The sequence below is a fragment of the Arthrobacter sp. E70 genome (assembly GCF_058266945.1).
This window is the reverse complement of the sequence record NZ_JBYQFR010000006.1, coordinates 142,154-159,010: the sequence shown is the minus strand read 5'-3', so window position 1 is coordinate 159,010 and position 16,857 is coordinate 142,154. Positions and strand designations below refer to the sequence as shown.

Sequence of the window (16,857 nt, the reverse complement as noted above, 5' to 3'; positions counted from 1 at the left end):
GCCTAACCCGCCAGCAGCGCGGCGCGGTCCTTCACTTCCTCTTTCAGAGCGGCGATCACCGCCTGCACTGCGGCCGAGCGGAGCGATTCCGGGCGCGCCACGGCCCAAATGGGCAGCTGCCGCTCGAAGTCGCCGGCCAGCACCGGAACAAAGTCCGGCTGGCCGGCGACCATGAAGTTCGGCAACAGCCCGATGCCCGCGCCTTGCCGCACCGCCTCCACCTGCGCGAACACGCTCGTGGCCTGGAAGCTGGTCCGGGGCATCGGCAGCTGGGAGGACCAGCGGTGCCCCAGCTCCTCCACCTGGAGCGCGGACTCGACGTAGGAGACGAAGCCATGCTGCCCGACGTCGTCGAGCGTTTCCGGCAGCCCATGCCGCGCCGCATACCCGGCGCCGGCATACAGGCGCAGATAGTAGTTGCTGAGGAAGATAGTCTGCGCGGTGGCGACGTCGGCCCGGCCCACCACGATCTCCAGGTCAACGCCGGACCGGTTCTGGCTGACTTTCCGCGTGGCGCTGAGCATCTCGATGTTCAGCTGGGGGTTCTGCTGCTGCAGCCGCACCAGCGAAGGGGTGACGAATACGGCCCCGACGCCGTCCGTGGTGGCCACCCGGACCAGGCCGGCCAGGGCGCTCTGGTCCTGGCTGATCACGCCGGACAGCGAGCCCAGCGTGTTTTCGATCGCTTCCGCCGCCTCCACCGCAGCGGCCCCCAGCTGGGTCAGCTCCCAGCCGTGCGGGCTCCGTTCCAGGGTCCGGCCACCCAGCTGCCTGTCCAGTGCAAGGATCCGGCGCGAAATGGTGGTGTGGGTGGTACCGAGCGTTTCCGCCACAGCGTTGAACCGGCCCAGGCGGGCCACCGTGAGCAGGATGAGCAGGTCATCGGGGCTTGGCAGCCGTCTCGTGTCCACGCGGGACCCTTTCCTCAATGTGCATCAATGCACATGGCGTCTGTGATTTTTCCCCTTGATTGCACTCTAGCAGGGTGTGATGGTTGACACAGAACTGCCGGCAGCAACGCCGGAATGGAAAGCAAAGGAGCTTAGGCATGGCAGTCATCGGTTGGATTGGTTTGGGCAACATGGGCGGCCACATGTCCGTGAACCTGGCGAAGGCCGGGCACGACGTCCGGGGGTTCGACCTGAACCCGGCGGCGTTGGCGGCCGCAGAGGCGGGCGGCGTTAAGCCTGCGGGCAGCATCGCCGAGGCGGTCGAGGGCGCGGATGCTGTGTTCACCATGCTGCCGAAGGGCGAACATGCCCGGGCGGTCTACCTCGGCGAGGACGGCGTCCTGGCCCACGCGGACACCGGCACCCTGCTCATCGATTCATCCACGATCGACGTTGCCTCGGCCCAGGCACTGCACGACGCCGCTGCTGCCGCCGGTTTCCGCTTCGTGGACGCCCCGGTCTCGGGCGGCATGAGCGGCGCCGAAGCCGGGACGCTCACCTTCATGGTGGGCGGTGAAGAGGGTGCGGTTGCGGATGCCACGGGCTACATCGGGCCGATGGCCGGCAACATCATTCCCACCGGTGGAGCAACCACCGGCCAGGCCGCCAAAATCTGCAACAACCTGATGCTCTTCATCAACCTTGCCTCCACCGCCGAGGGTGCCGTGCTCGCCGACCGGCTCGGCCTTGATAAGCAGGTCTTCTGGGACATCGCTTCGGTTTCCTCGGGTGACTCCTGGGCGCTGCGGACCTGGTACCCGGTGCCCGGCGTCGTTCCCACCGCGGCCTCGAACAACGATTTCGCACCCACCTTCACCACTGAGCTGGCCAACAAGGACATCGGGCTGGCCATCAGTGCCGCCGAGGACACCGGCACGCCCCTTGAAATCGGCAAGCACGTCCAGCAGCTGTTCCAGCGGCTCATCGACGCCGGTGACGCGGGCAAGGACTGCTCGATGATCATCAAGCTCGTGGACGGCTCGCTCGAAGCCCCGCAGCAGACCTCCGCCGCCAACTAGACCTCAAGCACCCCAGGAAAAGAGACTCCCTTGGAAACCATTCCCCACTACATCAATGGCGCCCGCGTCAGCGACGCCGAGCGCTTCGGTCCCGTCTACAACCCCGCCACCGGCGAACAGGAGAAGCAGGTAGCCCTCGCCTCCGCGGCCCGGACAGAGGAAGCCATCGCTGCCGCGCGTGCAGCGCTTCCTGCCTGGCGGGCCACCAGCCTGGCCAAGCGCACCACCATCTTCTTCCGCGTCCGCGAAATCCTGACCCAGCGCAAGTCCGAACTCGCCGCGATCCTCACCAGCGAACACGGCAAGGTCCTCTCCGACGCGGAAGGCGAAATCTCCCGCGGCCTGGAGAACATCGACTTCGCCACCGGCCTGTCCCACATGCTCAAGGGCGAGCGTTCCGAGCAGGTCTCCAGTGGCATCGATGTCCACTCGGTCCGCCAGCCGGTGGGCGTCGTCGCCTGCATCACCCCGTTCAACTTCCCGGCCATGGTGCCGCTCTGGATGATCGGCAGTGCGCTGGCCTGCGGCAACACCGTGCTGCTGAAGCCCAGCGAGAAGGATCCGTCAGCCGCCGTCTTCATCGCGGAGGCCTTCGCCGAAGCGGGACTGCCCGCCGGCGTGCTGAACGTGGTCCAAGGTGACAAGGAAGCCGTGGATGTGCTGCTGGAGCATCCTGACGTCAAAGCGGTGAGCTTCGTCGGCTCCACGCCCATCGCCCAGTCGATCTACCGGCGGGCAGCGGACCACGGCAAGCGCGTGCAGGCCCTCGGCGGGGCCAAGAACCACATGGTGGTGCTTCCCGACGCCGACCTGGACATGGCAGCCGACGCTGCGGTGTCCGCCGCCTACGGCTCGGCCGGCGAACGCTGCATGGCCGTCAGCGTCCTGGTGGCCGTGGGCAACATCGCGGACGACCTGGTGGGCGCGATCACCAGCCGCATGGCCGGACTCACGATCGGCCCGGGAACCGACCCGGCCTCCCAGATGGGCCCGCTGATCACCGCGGAACACCGGGAGCGCGTTGCCTCCTACATCGCGGGGGCAGAGGACGAAGGGGCCACCGTTGTGGTTGACGGGCGCTCGCAGCAGTTCGATTCGAACGGCTTCTTCATCGGCGTGAGCCTGGTGGACCACGTCAAGCCCGGGATGAAGGTGTACGACGACGAGATCTTCGGCCCGGTCCTGTCGGTCGTCCGCGTCGACACCTACAGCGACGCCGTCCGGCTGGTCAACGAGAACGAATTCGGCAACGGCACGGCCATCTTCACCCGCGACGGCGGGGCGGCGCGGCAGTTCGAGTTCGACGTCGAGGCCGGCATGGTGGGCGTCAATGTCCCCATCCCGGTCCCGGTGGGTACCTTCTCGTTCGGCGGCTGGAAGAACTCGCTGTTCGGCGACACCCACATGTACGGCCCGGACAGCATCCGTTTCTACACCCGTGGCAAGGTGGTGACCACTCGCTGGCCGGACCCGTCCACCTCGGTGATCGACCTCGGCTTCCCGCAGGTGGACTAGCTTCCCGCAGGTGGATTGAACAGGCCTGATAAGCGGGTCGGTTAAACAGATCGGGGACCGGAAAAGCCGGTCCCCGATCTGTTTAACTCGTCAGCGTGGCTAGCCGTTCATGATGTCGCCACGGCGCTGCATGTACTCCTCCATTGACAGCTCACCGTTGCTGTACTGCTGGTCGAGTTCGGCCAGCTTCCGCGCCCGGAAGCCCTGCGGGGCGGCAGGCGTCGGGGGAGTGGCCGGTCCCTGCTGCTGGAACGGTGCCTGCTGCTGGAACGGTGCCTGCTGCTGGAACGGCGGCTCCTGGGGAACGCCGTACTGCGGGTCCGGCATCGGCGGCTGCCCGTACTGGTACGGCGGCGGTTGCGGAGCGTCGATCGGCCGAGGTTGGCCTGGCTGGCGGAAGCCGCCGGAGAAGTAGTCCTGCTGGGTGTAGCCGTCGCGGGGCTGCTTGCTCTGCGGCCCCGCCGAACCCGGGAACTGGCCCGAACCCGGGAACTGTCCTGGCCCCTGGAATCCGCCCGGCCCCGGGAACTGGCCGGGGAAGCCCTGGTCCCGGTCCCGCCGGGCCATGGAGCGCCGGTACATGCGCATGGCCATGGGGACGACGAAGGACAGGATGATGATCCAGAAAAACAAGCTGCTCACGGTGCCGCGCCTCTCGTGTGTGGTCCTTCCAGCCTAACCCCGCAGCGCCCTACCGGCGGCTGGGCTCAGAGGTTCCCACCGGACCTTCGCCCGAACCCAACGGAACACCCGGGCCGAAGACGGGACCCGGCGTCGGACGTTTTGCGGTGATGCCGTCACCGGAGGACTGGTGGCGCAGGCGGCGCAGCACCCACGGGACGAAATATTCGCGCGCCCACACCAGATCCCCGCTCCGTGCCTCGCGCCACGTGCGCGGCGGCAGCGGCTTGGGCTGGAGCGGCTCCAGGGAGTGGGTGACGTTCAGGGCATCGAGCACCATGGCCGCAATCGTGTGGTGGCCCAGCGGGGAAAAGTGCAGCCTGTCCAGGTCCCACATCTGCGGGTCGCCCAGCTGCCGGAGCGACCACATGTCCGCGATGACGGCGTCGTGCCGTGCGGCCACGGTCCGCAGGTTCTCGTTGTAGATGGCCACCTTGCTGCGGATCCTGCTGAGCACGGATGACCCCGTGTCCGGGCCGTTGAAGAGGACCACGGTGGCGCCGCCCATGGACAGGATCTGCACCACGGAATCGAGCTTCTCGGCCAGGGCGTCGGGGTCGCCGCCGGGGCGGATCAGGTCGTTGCCGCCGGCGGACAGCGTCACCAAATCCGGCTTCAGTTCCAGGGCCGGGGCGAGCTGCTGGTCCACGATCTGCTGCAGCAGCCTGCCCCGCACCGCAAGGTTCGCGTACGCGAAGTCCGGCTGGGTCCGGCCCAGTTCCTCCGCCACGCGGTCCGCCCAGCCGCGGAAGCCGCCGGGGCTTGAGGGCTCGGGATCGCCGATGCCTTCGGTAAAGGAGTCACCCATTGCCACGTACCGGGTCCAGGGGTGGGAACCGGCGGGAGGGGTGCTTGCGTCAGTCACGGTCCTATCCTGCCTTCCGGTTTGCTGGCTACGCCAACGTAGGTTGCTACTTTCCGGTAACTGTAAGAATGGAAACCATGACTGAAGCCCAAGTATTTCCTGCCCCCGTTGTCCTGTGGTCCCACCCGGAAGACCAGCGTGACGGCAAGCCGCTGCTGGTGCTCCTGCACGGCTACGGCGCCAACGAACAGGACCTCCTGAGCCTGGCGGACCTGCTGCCGGGGGACTTCGCCGTCGCGTCCGTCCGCGCACCCATCGCCATGGGGCCGGGCTTCACCTGGTTCCCGCTCACTGCGTCCATCGACTATTCCCTGGAGCAGGTCAAGAAGGCATCCGCCTACGTCCTCGACTGGATCGACACCATCAGGGCCGGCCACCCTTCGGTTACGCTGCTCGGGTTCTCCATGGGCATGGCCATGGCGACCACGCTGCTGCGGCAGCGGCCCACGGACTTCGCAGCCGTCGTCGGACTCTCAGGCTTCGTGGTGGACGCGGAGGGCGACCCCTCATTCAAGGACGATGAACTGGACGGCACCATCCCGATGTTCTGGGGCCGGGACCAGCAGGACCCCGTCATCACTCCGGACAAGATCGAATACACCATGGGCTGGGTCCGCAAGCACGTCAAGCTCACCAAGGTGCTCTATACGGGCATGTGGCACGGCATCAACCAGCAGGAGATCGGGCACGTGGGCGAGTTCCTCACCCACGAGGTGCTCAAGAAGTAGGAAGAACGACAGCGGACGGCCGGCTTCCGGGGAACGTCAGCCGGCCTCCGGCGCGACGACGCGGACGCTTTGGCCGTTCACGGTGACGATGTCGCCGTTGTGCAGCTGGCGGCCGCGGCGGTCCTCGATCCCGCCATTGACCTTGACCAGCCCGTTCTTGATGAGCTCCGCCGCCTCCACGCCATCCTCCACGAGGTTGGCTAGCTTCAGCAGCTGGCCCAGCCGGATCATGCTGTCGCGGATGGGAACGTCGTCGATGGGGTTGCTCATAGAGCAATAATGCCTGAACTAAGGTGGATCCAATGACTTCCCCTTCGCGCCTGCCGGTACTCGCAGGCCTGCCCCTGGCCGTGGGCTCCGGCCTTGCCATTCCCGTCCAGGGGCGCATCAACGGGGCGCTGGGTGCCCGCCTCCATGACGGAATCGCCGCCGCGGCCGTGAGTTTCAGCACAGGGTTGCTGGTCATGATCATCATTTCCCTGGTGCTGCCACGCGGCCGGGCCGGCCTGGCCAACATCCTTCCGGCCGTCCGAAACCGTGCTTTTCCCCGCATCTACGTGATGGCCGGCGCTATTGGTGCCCTGTTCGTGTTTGCCCAGTCCTTCACGGTGGGCATCCTCGGCGTGGCCCTGTTCACCGTAGCCACGGTCACCGGACAGACGGTCAGTGGGCTGCTGGTGGACCGGCTGGGCATCGGGCCGGCCGGGAAGAAATCCGTGACGGGCATCCGCATCATCGGCTGCATCCTGACCATCGCCGCCGTGGCCTGGGCGGTGTCGCCCCGGTTCAGCAGCGGAGGCACAGGAGACGGAGCGGCCGGGCTGCTGCTTCCCCTCCTGCTGCCGGTGGCGGCCGGCTTCCTCATGAGCTTCCAGCAGGCCATGAACGGCACCGCCACCGTGCACTACGGCACCCCGATCACTGCCACGCTGGTCAACTTCGTCGCCGGCTGCATCGTGCTCTGGACGGCGCTCGCCGTGAAGACGGCGGTGGCCGGCCCCGGAAACCCCCTGCCTGCCGACTGGTGGTACTACCTGGGCGGTCCCATGGGATGCGTCTTCATCGGCCTCGGGGCGCTGCTGGTCCGCAGCCTCGGAGTTCTGGTCACCGGCCTGGGCATGATCGCCGGCCAGCTGCTGGGCTCGCTGGCCCTGGACCTCGTGCTGCCCGCGCCCGGCACCGTCGTGGCCCCCGCCACCGTGCTCGGCACGCTGCTCACGCTGGGTGCCATCGTCCTGGCCACCCTGCCCTGGCCCCGGGGAGCGCTGCGGAGGCGCCGGCCGGTAGGCTAGGACACGCAGCTTTTGACGCATCTTCCCCGAGCCGCCCCGCCCGTTGCCCCTGTGCCGCAGGCATGCAGCAGCCGGGGCCTGACAACCGCGGACCGCACCCAGCGGCCCTGTAGAAATTGGAGTTACCCCCATGGCAGCAAAATCCGTCCTCGACCAGGTCATTTCCCTCTCCAAGCGGAGGGGCTTCGTGTTCCAGGCCGGTGAGATCTACGGTGGTTCGCGTTCTGCCTGGGACTACGGGCCCCTCGGTGCCGAACTGAAGGAAAACATCAAGCGCCAATGGTGGCAGTCCATGGTCCGCGGCCGGGAGGACGTGGTGGGCCTGGACTCTTCCGTGATCCTGCCCCGCCAGGTGTGGGAAGCCTCCGGCCACGTCGAGGTCTTCTCCGACCCCCTGGTGGAATGCCTCTCCTGCCACAAGCGCTACCGCGCCGACCACCTCGAGGAAGAATACGAGGAAAAGAAGGGCCGCCCCGCAGAGAACGGCTTGAAGGACATTGCCTGCGCCAACTGCGGTACCCGCGGTGAATGGACCGAGCCGCAGGAATTCTCCGGCCTGCTCAAGACCTACCTGGGCCCCGTGGCCAGCGAGGAAGGCCTGCACTACCTGCGGCCCGAAACCGCCCAGGGCATCTTCGTGAACTTCAACAACGTGCTCACCACCTCCCGGAAGAAGCCGCCGTTCGGCATCGGCCAGATCGGAAAGTCCTTCCGCAACGAGATCACGCCCGGCAACTTCATCTTCCGCACGCGTGAATTCGAACAGATGGAAATGGAATTCTTCGTCGAGCCCGGCACCGACGAGGAATGGCACCAGTACTGGATGAAGGAGCGCATGGCCTGGTACACCGGCCTGGGCATCCGCGAGGAGAACCTCCGCTTCTTCGAGCACCCCAAGGAAAAGCTCAGCCACTACTCCAAGGGCACCACGGACATCGAGTACCGCTTTGGCTTCCAGGGCTCGGAGTGGGGCGAGTTGGAAGGCATCGCCAACCGCACCGACTTCGACCTCTCCACCCACGCCAAGGCCTCCGGCACGGACCTGAGCTACTTCAACCAGGCCACCAACGAGCGCTACACCCCGTACGTCATCGAGCCCGCGGCCGGCCTCACCCGCTCCTTCATGGCGTTCCTGGTGGACGCCTACACCGAGGACGAGGCCCCCAACGCCAAGGGCGGCGTGGACGTCCGCACCGTGCTGAAGCTTGACCCGCGCCTGGCCCCGGTCAAGGCCGCCGTGCTGCCGCTGAGCCGCAACGAGGACCTGTCCCCGAAAGCCAAGGACCTCGGCGCACAGCTGCGGAAGAACTGGAACATCGACTTCGACGATGCAGGAGCCATCGGCCGACGCTACCGCCGCCAGGACGAAATCGGCACCCCGTTCTGCATCACCGTGGACTTCGACACCCTTGAGGACCAGGCCGTGACCATCCGCGAGCGGGACACCATGAGCCAGGAACGCGTCTCCCTGGACAAGGTGGAAGGCTACCTGGCCGCACGGCTGATCGGCGCCTGAGCATGGCCATCGACTACCGCGAATGGCGTGACGGCGACGACCTCGCCCTCCTGGAAATCTGGGGCGACCCGGACACCGCACAGGCCCGCCAGTTCCGCGGCGCCCTCGCGCCGTCCTCCAACGGGACGGGCGGGACCCCGTGGCGCCGCTGCATCGTGGCCGAGGACGTCATCGACGGCGTCGGCATTCCCGTCGCCGCCGGCGTCGTCTATGAGGCGTCCCTGCACCCGGAACGCCTGTGGGCCTACGTCGAGGTGGCGCGCGACCACCGCCGCACCGGCATCGGCGCCACGCTGCTGACCATGCTGCGCCGCGAGGCCGCCGATGCGCCGTCCGGCGTCACCAGGCTGCGGGCCAAGGTGGAGCCCGGCACCGCCGGCGCCGCCTTCGCTGAAGCCTTTGGGCTCAAACCCATCCAGCGCTCCCGCCTGGTGATTGTGGAACCCGGCGCCCTGAAGCTTCCCGTGTTCCCGGACAAGGACTACGGCGGCCGGCCCGTCAGCGGCGAAAACGCGGGCTCCGACGTCGTCATGGACCTCGCCACCGGCTCCGTTGAGCTGACCGATGTGGTGGGGCGGTACTACACGTCCGTCCACACCTGGGATTCGCCCGGTGTGCTGTCCGTGGGCCAGGTGCAGAAACTGTTCCTCGACGAGCTGACGGGAGCCCACGGTGCCATCGTGCTGCGGGCCCAGCCGGAGTCGGCGTTCGGCGCGGGCGTGGCGCCGGGGAAGAAGGGGCGGATCCGCGCGTTCGCCGTCAGCTATGCGGCGCCTGCGGACCCCGATGCAGCACCACCCCACCTGGAAAGCCACGCCGCAGAGGGCACGGGTGCCGAAACGCCCACGGATGTCTTCGTGGGGCACGAGCCAGCCCTGGCTGCTGACGACGCAGCCGAGGCCGTCCGCGACATCCTGGCGCTCATCGCGTACCAGCACCCTGTGATGCTGGAACTGGACGACGCCATGACCGCCCTGCGTGCCGCCGTCGAACCGCTGCTGGAAAGCGGCAAGGCCCACCTGGCCGGCCCGGAAACCCTGGTGGTCTCGGACTAGAAGGCCAGGCTGGCACCAGCCCCACCCAACCAGGTAGCGCCAGGTGTCGTTGTGAACCGTCACAACGGCGCCTGGCGCTACCTGCCTGGGGCGGGGGCTATCTTCTGCGCGGCCCACGACGGCGGCCGGCCAGCACGTCTTCCGCGTCCAGGAGCTGCCGCTCGGCTTCCGTGGGGGCGCCCCCGCCAAGGTGCGCGGGCATCCACCAGGCCCCCGGTTCCGGATGCAGCGGGAAGCCGGCGATGCAGCGGTCAATCCCTGCCTGGAGGCTCCTGCGCAGTGTGCTGGTGGCCGCCTCCACGTCGACGTCGGGCTGGAACAGTGTGGGTGCGCCCACCTGGACGCATACTGGTGCCCGCCAACCGCGCCGGACCGAAAATCCGTGGCCGCGGGTCAGCAACCGGTGCCCGCCCCAGATGGATACCGGGATGAGTGGGACGCCTGCTTCCGCCGCCATCCGGACTGCCCCCGTTCTGCATTCGCGGACCGTGAAGCTCCGGCTCACCCCGGCCTCGGGAAACACCGCCAGGTATTCGCCGGCCCGCAGCTTCGCCACCGCCGCATCGTAGGCGCCGGAATGGTCGGTGTAGCCCACCACGATGTGTCCGCTGGCGCTGATGGCCGGGCCCGCGAGCCAGTGGTCCGCCGCGCCCTGGTGGACCAGGAACCGCAGCTGTGCCCCGGAGTGCTTCCACAGGAGCAGCTCGGCGACAGCGAAGTCCAGGTAGCCGAAGTGCGTCATGGCAAAGACGGCACCCGAGCCGGGCACCGGCACGCGGGAGGGGCCCTGCCTTGCTCCGGGCGGGGGAAGGTGTTCGGTGCCGGAGCTGTGCACCCGCACGCGGAAAGCCCGGCGCAGGAACTCCGCAGTCCGAACCATGGACCGGTAGAAACGGTCGTTCGACGGGGGATGCCAGGGCATAAGGGTTACAGGGTGACGTGGACCGACGATTCCGGCAGCAGCTGCGGGAAGGCCCGGGGCGGCCGGACACCCGCCCCGGTACTCTCGGCGAAGGATTTGATGACAAACCCGGTGGTGAGCGTCTCCCAAATCCGGATCCTGCGGAGCATGAAATGGCCGACGCCCTTGAGCGCCACGTACTGCATGCTTGCCGCGTCCGCTGAGGCGCGGCGTGCGAAGGCGAGGGACTGCGCCGGGCTGGTCATATGGTCGGTGGTGCCGTGCACCACCAGGACCTTCTTGCCCGCCACGCGGGCGGCCGGGGTCTCGGGACCCAGCCACGGAGCCAGGGCCACCACGGCGTCCACCTGCGGATGGTCGGCGGCGCAGACGGCGGTCAGGCCGCCCATGGAGTGGCCCACCAGGAACACCGGCACGCCCGGGTGCTGCTCCTCGATCTGCCGCAGCGCCCAGCGCGCATCCTGCAGGGCGGACATGTCCGGGCCGTTCCAGCCGCGGACGCTGTTGCGCAGCGACCATACCGCCAGGCCGTGCTTCCGGCCCGCCCGATGAATCCGCCTGGCAAAAGGAACCATCCTGGCCGGGCTCAGGTGCCGGGCCTCCACGGGTTCGCGGCTGTGCGCCTTGCCGCCGTGCAGCACCAGCGCCACTCCGCGGGTGGGTCCTGAGGCCTGCAGTACGCTGAGCACCGGCCGGTGGGCGGGGACTGCCGGTACCTGCCCGGCGGCCACCGCGCTGCTGTCCCGGGTACCGCTGCCCTGTGTTCCATGCATGCCTGTTCCGTGCATGCCTGTTCCATGCTCGCCCATGCCTGGCACCTCCCCGTCCCGATGGTCCATTTATCAAACCCTATGGCGCCGCACGTAGAGTTCAATACATGAGGTTCAACTGCTGATGGGCGCCGGTCACTCCCACGCCTCCATGGAACATTCGGAGCCGAGCCCCCAAGCGATGGCCGCCCGCAGGAAAGCTAACCGCATCCTCGCGGCGATACTCATCCCGCTGGCGCTGCTCACCCTCGCCGGTATGGCCGCCCTGTGGCCCTCCGGCAGCAAGGAAGGAATCTCCCTCGCAAACCCCTACTCCGCGGCCGCGGGGGTGACCTTCGATACGGGCACCATCCAGAACGTGGTGACCGAAGGCTGCATGCAAGGCAGCCAACAAAGTTCGGGCCAGCAAAGTTCCGGCCAGCAGGGTTCGGGCCAGCAAAGTTCGGGCCAGCAGCAGCCAGGGCAGAAGGGATCGGAGTGCACCTTCGCCTTCACCGAGCCGGACAAAGGCGGGAGTCCGGTCAAGGTGGTCATCAACCCGGACGTTGCCTCCTCCCACGGCGTCAAGCCCGGGGACCAGATCCGGTACCTGAACCTCTCGAACGCGCAGGGCGCCTCCGGTGCACAGGGCTCGCCCGCCTACATCTTCGTGGACTTCGTCCGCACCCTGCCGATCGTCCTGCTTGCCGTGCTCTACGCCGTGGTGGTCATCGCCGTCGCCCGGTGGCGGGGCCTGCGCGCTCTGGTCGGCCTGGTGGGCGCCTACTTCGTGCTGGCCAGCTTCATGCTTCCCGGACTCGTCGAGGGGAAGCCGCCCCTGCTGCTGGCCTTGGTGGGCTCGATCGTGATCATGATCGGCGTGCTGTATTTTGCCCACGGTTTCTCCGCCCGCACCTCCACCGCGCTGCTGGGCACGATCTTTGGCCTGGGCATCACGGCGCTGCTCGCCGCGTGGGCCACCGATGCCGCCAACCTCGCCGGGGTGGGCAGCCACGACGCCGCCACGCTGGTCAACACCTCCGCCAACATCTCCATCTCGGGCGTGATCCTGTGCGGGCTGATCATTTCCGGGCTGGGCGTGCTGAACGACGTCACCATCACGCAGGCCTCAGCCGTGTGGGAGCTCTACGAACTGGCACCCGGCAGCAGTGCCCGCAAGCTGTTCACCTCGGCGATGCGGATCGGCCGCGACCACATCGCCTCCACCGTCTACACCATCGCCTTCGCCTACGCCGGAGCCGCGCTTCCCATCCTGATCATCGTCATGCTGTACGACCGGCCGCTGATGGATACCCTCACCAGCGCCGAGCTCTCCGAAGAGGTCATCCGGACACTTGTGGGTTCCATCGGGCTGGTGCTCGCCATTCCGGTCACCACACTGATCGCCGTGCTGGTGGTCAAAGCCACGAGGATCGAGGCCACCGGGACAACAACAGCAACGGCGAGCACCGCATCGGGGCGCGCGGAGCACGACGACGGGCACGTCCATTCCGACGACATCGCGGACACCGGCGCGCTCGCCGCAGCCGCGCTTGAGGAACGCAGCCGGCGCGCCGCCGTCGAACCTCCCGCTGACCCGGCTACCCGGCGGGGCCGCCGGGCTGACCGCGGCTGACGCGGGGCAAGCGGGACAGGGCCGGGGGATGGGGCCGGGGGACGGGCTGTGACCGGAGGCCCGGTGCCTGGGGTACCGGTAACCGGCCTACTGGTAGTCCGCTAGCCAGAGGTCCGGGCCGAAGACTTCGTACTGGATGTCCTTCGCAGGGACCCCTGAAGCGACCAGGGCACTGCGCACCGACTGCATGAAGGGGACCGGACCGCACAGGTAGTATTCGGCGTCGGACGGCAACTGGACGTCACGGACGTTCATGAAGCCCGAATGCACCGTTCCCTCGGCGTCGCCCATGGAACCCGCCCCGTTATTGAGGAACCAGGTGGCCATCGACGCGCCCGGCAGTGCTGCGAGGTCCGCCCTTACCTGGTCCCGGAGGGCGAAGGTGTCCGGGGAATCGTCCGCGTGCAGGAACACCACTTTCCGCTGCGAATTGGACTTCACCAGGTGTGACAGCATGCCGGCCATCGGGGTGATGCCGATTCCCGCGCTCGCCAGCACCACCGGCCGGTCGGTGTATTCCAGCACCACATCCCCGAACGGTGCCGAGAGGGTGACTTCGTCGCCCACGTTGACGTGGTCGTGGAGGAGGCTGGACATCTCGCCGTCCGGAGTCCCTTCGCCGCGGACGCGCTTGACCGCGAACCGGCGGTGCCGGCCGTCATCGGCCTGGGTGAGGCTGTACTGGCGGGGCTGCAGGACGCCGTCGGGCATCTCCATGCGGATGGTGACGTACTGTCCCGGGAGCGATGGCTTCACCTCGCGTGGATCGGTGCGCTCGACGACGAAGCTCACCGCATCGGCCGTCTCCTGGACCTTTTGGGCCACCCGCCATGTGCGCCAGATGGTGTCAGGTCCCAGCCGGACGGCGTCATAGAGCCCGCGCTCCTTGTTGATGAGCATGTTGGCCATCAGCCAGTACACCTCGTCCCAGGCCGCGGCGACCTCCGGAGTCACGGCGTCGCCCAGGACATCCACGATGGCCCACATCAGGTTGTCGTGGACCACCTGGTACTGGTCCGGGGCCAGCCCCAGGGACACATGCTTGTGGGCGACGCGGGACACCAGGTGGTCCGGCAGGTGCGTGGGGTCATTGACGAGGAAGCCGGCGAAGGCGGCAATGGACCCGGCCAGCGCCTGCTGCTGCCTGCCGTCGGCCTGGTTGCCGCGGTTGAAGAGGCCGTTGAGCAGTTCGGGATGCTCCTGAAACATGTGCCGGTAGAAGCGCGAGGCGATCTCCTGGATGCTCTCGCCGACGACAGGAAGGGTCGCCTGGATCACGGGGTATGAGGTGTCCGAAAGCATGCCTGTGTCTCCTTCTAACGTCTTGCCTGGGTGGCCGTTCCCGCGCCACGCTAGCACCGGCCCAAACCCTGCAACAGGTCTTTTGGCACTCGACGGAAATCACCGATTTGCCCGGCTTTGCAACAATGGACAGGTGACTGTTGCAGCAACTCCTCCCGCCCCCAAGCTGGAACTCCCGCCCCTGAAGCTGGGTCCCATCACCGTGGACACGCCGGTGATCCTGGCTCCCATGGCCGGCATCACCAATTCCGCCTTCCGCAGGCTCTGCCGAGAATACGGCGGAGGCATGTACGTGGCGGAGATGGTCACCTCGCGCGCGCTGGTTGAACGGACCCCCGAGTCCCTGCGGATCATTTCCCACGACGACGACGAAAAGGTCCGGTCCGTCCAGCTGTACGGTGTGGACCCCGTCACCGTGGGCGCCGCCGTGCGAATGCTGGTGGAGGAGGACCGGGCCGACCACATCGACCTGAACTTCGGGTGCCCCGTCCCCAAGGTCACCCGGCGCGGCGGCGGCTCCGCGCTGCCGTGGAAGATCGACCTCTTCACCGCCATCGTCCAGACAGCCGTCAGGGAAGCCTCCAAGGGCAACATCCCGCTGACCATCAAGATGCGCAAGGGCATCGACGACGACCACATCACCTACCTCGACGCCGGCCGGATCGCCCGCGACGCCGGCGTGGCCGCCGTCGCGCTCCACGGCCGCACAGCCGCGCAGTTCTATTCGGGACAGGCCGACTGGTCAGCCATCGCGCGCCTGCGCGAGGCGCTGCCGGACATACCCGTGCTGGGCAACGGCGACATCTGGTCTGCCGAGGACGCCGTCCGGATGGTCCGTGAGACCGGCGTCGACGGCGTGGTGGTGGGCCGCGGCTGCCAGGGCAGGCCTTGGCTGTTCGGCGACCTGCAGGCCGCGTTCGAAGGCAGCGACGTCCGGCACCGGCCCAACCTGCGCCAGGTGGCCGACGGCGTTTACCGTCATGCCCAGCTCATGATCGAGACGTTCGGCGGGGACGAGTACAAGGCGCTGCGGGAAATCCGCAAGCACATGGCGTGGTACTTCAAGGGCTATCCGGTGGGCGGCGACCTGCGCGCGAAGCTCGCCACAGTGCCAACCCTCGAGGTCCTGCGGTCCCTCCTGGACGAACTCGACCCGGACGTGCCCTACCCGGGGGTGGACTCGGAGGGCCCCCGCGGCCGCGCCGGCACCCCGAAGAAGCCGGCCCTGCCCAAGGACTGGCTGGATTCGCGGGCGTTGAACGACGAGCAGTCCCGTGACATCGCCGCCGCCGAACTGGACGTCTCCGGTGGCTGAGGCCCGTACGGCGGCGGCCGTGCTCCCGGGCTACGACGCCCACGACTCCGCCCGCTGGGTGGAGGAGCCGCCCAAGAGCACCTACCGCTCCGACTTTGAGCGGGACCGCGCCCGCGTGCTGCACTCCTCGGCCCTGCGCCGGCTGGGCGCCAAGACGCAGGTGGTGGCACCGGACACGGACGACTTCGTCCGCACCCGCCTCACCCACAGCCTGGAAGTGGCACAGGTTGGCCGCGAACTGGGGCGGGCGCTGGGCTGCGACCCGGATGTGGTGGATACGGCATGCCTGAGCCACGACCTGGGCCACCCGCCCTTCGGGCACAACGGCGAATCCGCCTTGAACGAGGTGGCGCACGCCATCGGCGGTTTCGAAGGCAACGCCCAGACCCTGCGCCTGCTCACGCGGCTCGAACCCAAGGTGCTCACGGCCGGCGGGCAGCCCGCGGGGCTGAACCTCACCCGCGCAAGCCTCGACGCGGCGTCGAAATATCCCTGGTCCGCCCTGGAAGCGCCGGTGATCCACGGCCAGCGGACCAGCAAGTTCGGCGCCTACGAGGACGATCTGCCCATCTTCACGTGGATCCGCGAAGGGGCCCCCGAACGCAGGTCCTGCCTCGAGGCCCAGGTGATGGACCTGGCGGACGACATCTCCTACTCGGTGCATGACGTGGAGGACGCGATCGTGGCCGGCCACTTCCAGTTGCGCTGGATGGACAACCCGGACCACCGCGCCCGCGTGGTGGGCTACGCCAAGCAGTGGTACCTGCCGCACAACGATCCCGCCGCCATCGATGCCGCCCTGGCCCGGCTGGAAGCGACCGACGTCTGGGTCCGTGAAGCTGACGGCAGCCGCAAGTCCATGGCCGCGCTGAAGAACATGACCAGCCAGCTGATCGGCAGGTTCTGCCAGAGCGCTTTGGAGACCACGCGCGCCGTGTACGGGCCGGAGAAGCTCACCCGCTACAACGCCGAACTCATGGTCCCGGACGAGACCGTGATGGAGATCGCGGTCATGAAGGGCCTGGCGACCACCTTCGTCATGACCACCGAACACCGGCAGCCGATCTACGAGCGCCAGCGCGAAGTGCTGCACGCCCTCGTCACCGCCCTGAGCGCCACCGGCGACCGGCACCTGGAACCCATGTTCGCTGCGGACTGGCGTGCCGCCGACGACGATGCCGCCCGCCTGCGGGTGGTCATCGACCAAGTGGCTTCATTGACCGACGGGTCCGCCCTGGCCATGTACGAACGCCTGGTGGGGAGCCTGCCGTCGCTGTGGTGACGGGCATTACCTGCCGCGACCGGGCGTCAA

16 protein-coding genes are annotated in these 16,857 nt (G+C 67.9%); 9 read left to right on the top strand and 7 right to left on the bottom strand.

What is annotated here, in order from left to right:
* Window positions 1–2: 2 nt before the first annotated feature.
* On the bottom strand, window positions 3–911 hold the full coding sequence (locus AC3IMC_RS09640; RefSeq protein ID WP_490918289.1) for a LysR family transcriptional regulator: 909 nt from the start codon (window positions 909–911) through the stop codon (window positions 3–5).
* 137 nt (window positions 912–1,048) lie between these two features.
* Here AC3IMC_RS09640 and mmsB point away from each other — a divergent pair, with 137 nt between their 5' ends.
* Both mmsB and AC3IMC_RS09630 read left to right on the top strand, forming a co-directional pair.
* On the top strand, window positions 1,049–1,969 hold the full coding sequence (gene mmsB / locus AC3IMC_RS09635; protein WP_490918288.1) for a 3-hydroxyisobutyrate dehydrogenase: 921 nt from the start codon (window positions 1,049–1,051) through the stop codon (window positions 1,967–1,969).
* A 30-nt stretch (window positions 1,970–1,999) separates the two neighbouring features.
* Entirely contained in the window at window positions 2,000–3,484 is a 1,485-nt protein-coding gene (locus tag AC3IMC_RS09630; protein ID WP_490918286.1) for a CoA-acylating methylmalonate-semialdehyde dehydrogenase, read from the top strand.
* Between the two features lie 99 nt (window positions 3,485–3,583).
* Here the strand turns inward: AC3IMC_RS09630 and AC3IMC_RS09625 are convergent, their stop codons facing one another.
* Together AC3IMC_RS09625 and AC3IMC_RS09620 are read right to left on the bottom strand one after the other, a co-directional pair.
* Entirely contained in the window at window positions 3,584–4,126 is a 543-nt protein-coding gene (locus AC3IMC_RS09625) for a hypothetical protein (RefSeq protein ID WP_490918285.1), read from the bottom strand.
* 49 nt (window positions 4,127–4,175) lie between these two features.
* Window positions 4,176–4,973 (bottom strand): SGNH/GDSL hydrolase family protein, encoded by a 798-nt coding sequence (locus tag AC3IMC_RS09620; RefSeq protein ID WP_490918405.1) that lies wholly within the window; start codon window positions 4,971–4,973, stop codon window positions 4,176–4,178.
* A 134-nt stretch (window positions 4,974–5,107) separates the two neighbouring features.
* Here AC3IMC_RS09620 and AC3IMC_RS09615 point away from each other — a divergent pair, with 134 nt between their 5' ends.
* Window positions 5,108–5,758, top strand: a complete 651-nt coding sequence (locus AC3IMC_RS09615) for an alpha/beta hydrolase (protein WP_490918284.1) — start codon at window positions 5,108–5,110, stop codon at window positions 5,756–5,758.
* 36 nt (window positions 5,759–5,794) lie between these two features.
* Here the strand turns inward: AC3IMC_RS09615 and AC3IMC_RS09610 are convergent, their stop codons facing one another.
* Window positions 5,795–6,028 carry an RNA-binding S4 domain-containing protein gene (locus AC3IMC_RS09610; RefSeq protein WP_490918283.1) on the bottom strand — a complete coding sequence of 78 codons (234 nt, stop codon included), beginning with the start codon at window positions 6,026–6,028 and terminating at the stop codon, window positions 5,795–5,797.
* A 32-nt stretch (window positions 6,029–6,060) separates the two neighbouring features.
* Between AC3IMC_RS09610 and AC3IMC_RS09605 the strand changes: the two genes are divergently transcribed.
* From AC3IMC_RS09605 to AC3IMC_RS09595, 3 genes are all read left to right on the top strand, one after another.
* A complete protein-coding gene (locus AC3IMC_RS09605; RefSeq protein WP_490918282.1) occupies window positions 6,061–7,050 on the top strand; it encodes a DMT family transporter in 990 nt (329 codons plus the stop codon).
* 130 nt (window positions 7,051–7,180) lie between these two features.
* Window positions 7,181–8,566 carry a glycine--tRNA ligase gene (locus tag AC3IMC_RS09600; RefSeq protein ID WP_490918281.1) on the top strand — a complete coding sequence of 462 codons (1,386 nt, stop codon included), beginning with the start codon at window positions 7,181–7,183 and terminating at the stop codon, window positions 8,564–8,566.
* A gap of 2 nt (window positions 8,567–8,568) precedes the next feature.
* Window positions 8,569–9,621, top strand: coding sequence for a GNAT family N-acetyltransferase (locus AC3IMC_RS09595; RefSeq protein ID WP_490918280.1), 1,053 nt, complete (start codon window positions 8,569–8,571; stop codon window positions 9,619–9,621).
* A gap of 97 nt (window positions 9,622–9,718) precedes the next feature.
* On the opposite strand, the gene AC3IMC_RS09590 is transcribed toward AC3IMC_RS09595, so the two are convergent.
* Together AC3IMC_RS09590 and AC3IMC_RS09585 are read right to left on the bottom strand one after the other, a co-directional pair.
* Window positions 9,719–10,543: a lysophospholipid acyltransferase family protein gene (locus AC3IMC_RS09590; protein WP_490918279.1), complete on the bottom strand. Its 825-nt coding sequence runs from the start codon at window positions 10,541–10,543 to the stop codon at window positions 9,719–9,721.
* A 5-nt stretch (window positions 10,544–10,548) separates the two neighbouring features.
* Window positions 10,549–11,316 (bottom strand): alpha/beta hydrolase, encoded by a 768-nt coding sequence (locus tag AC3IMC_RS09585; protein WP_490918278.1) that lies wholly within the window; start codon window positions 11,314–11,316, stop codon window positions 10,549–10,551.
* Window positions 11,317–11,437: 121 nt separating this feature from the next.
* On the opposite strand from AC3IMC_RS09585, the gene AC3IMC_RS09580 reads away from it, so the two are divergent.
* A complete protein-coding gene (locus tag AC3IMC_RS09580; RefSeq protein WP_490918277.1) occupies window positions 11,438–12,928 on the top strand; it encodes a YibE/F family protein in 1,491 nt (496 codons plus the stop codon).
* An 87-nt stretch (window positions 12,929–13,015) separates the two neighbouring features.
* On the opposite strand, the gene AC3IMC_RS09575 is transcribed toward AC3IMC_RS09580, so the two are convergent.
* Window positions 13,016–14,230: a globin domain-containing protein gene (locus tag AC3IMC_RS09575; protein ID WP_490918276.1), complete on the bottom strand. Its 1,215-nt coding sequence runs from the start codon at window positions 14,228–14,230 to the stop codon at window positions 13,016–13,018.
* A gap of 133 nt (window positions 14,231–14,363) precedes the next feature.
* On the opposite strand from AC3IMC_RS09575, the gene dusB reads away from it, so the two are divergent.
* Both dusB and AC3IMC_RS09565 read left to right on the top strand, forming a co-directional pair.
* Complete coding sequence (gene dusB / locus AC3IMC_RS09570; protein WP_490918275.1) at window positions 14,364–15,545, top strand: tRNA dihydrouridine synthase DusB; 1,182 nt, start codon at window positions 14,364–14,366, stop codon at window positions 15,543–15,545.
* Complete coding sequence (locus tag AC3IMC_RS09565) at window positions 15,538–16,827, top strand: deoxyguanosinetriphosphate triphosphohydrolase (RefSeq protein WP_490918274.1); 1,290 nt, start codon at window positions 15,538–15,540, stop codon at window positions 16,825–16,827. The genes dusB and AC3IMC_RS09565 overlap by 8 nt, the downstream gene beginning before the upstream one ends.
* The last annotated feature ends 30 nt before the right edge of the window (window positions 16,828–16,857 follow it).

What these genes read in the sequence shown, in the direction of transcription:
- mmsB (WP_490918288.1), top strand. Translation starts at nt 1,049, where the DNA reads ATGGCAGTCATCGGTTGGATTGGTTTGGGCAACATGGGCGGCCACATG.
- AC3IMC_RS09620 (WP_490918405.1), bottom strand. Translation starts at nt 4,973, where the DNA reads ATGGGTGACTCCTTTACCGAAGGCATCGGCGATCCCGAGCCCTCAAGC.
- AC3IMC_RS09615 (WP_490918284.1), top strand. Translation starts at nt 5,108, where the DNA reads ATGACTGAAGCCCAAGTATTTCCTGCCCCCGTTGTCCTGTGGTCCCAC.
- AC3IMC_RS09610 (WP_490918283.1), bottom strand. Translation starts at nt 6,028, where the DNA reads ATGAGCAACCCCATCGACGACGTTCCCATCCGCGACAGCATGATCCGG.
- AC3IMC_RS09605 (WP_490918282.1), top strand. Translation starts at nt 6,061, where the DNA reads ATGACTTCCCCTTCGCGCCTGCCGGTACTCGCAGGCCTGCCCCTGGCC.
- AC3IMC_RS09600 (WP_490918281.1), top strand. Translation starts at nt 7,181, where the DNA reads ATGGCAGCAAAATCCGTCCTCGACCAGGTCATTTCCCTCTCCAAGCGG.
- AC3IMC_RS09595 (WP_490918280.1), top strand. Translation starts at nt 8,569, where the DNA reads ATGGCCATCGACTACCGCGAATGGCGTGACGGCGACGACCTCGCCCTC.
- AC3IMC_RS09590 (WP_490918279.1), bottom strand. Translation starts at nt 10,543, where the DNA reads ATGCCCTGGCATCCCCCGTCGAACGACCGTTTCTACCGGTCCATGGTT.
- AC3IMC_RS09585 (WP_490918278.1), bottom strand. Translation starts at nt 11,316, where the DNA reads ATGCATGGAACACAGGGCAGCGGTACCCGGGACAGCAGCGCGGTGGCC.
- AC3IMC_RS09580 (WP_490918277.1), top strand. Translation starts at nt 11,438, where the DNA reads ATGGGCGCCGGTCACTCCCACGCCTCCATGGAACATTCGGAGCCGAGC.
- AC3IMC_RS09575 (WP_490918276.1), bottom strand. Translation starts at nt 14,230, where the DNA reads ATGCTTTCGGACACCTCATACCCCGTGATCCAGGCGACCCTTCCTGTC.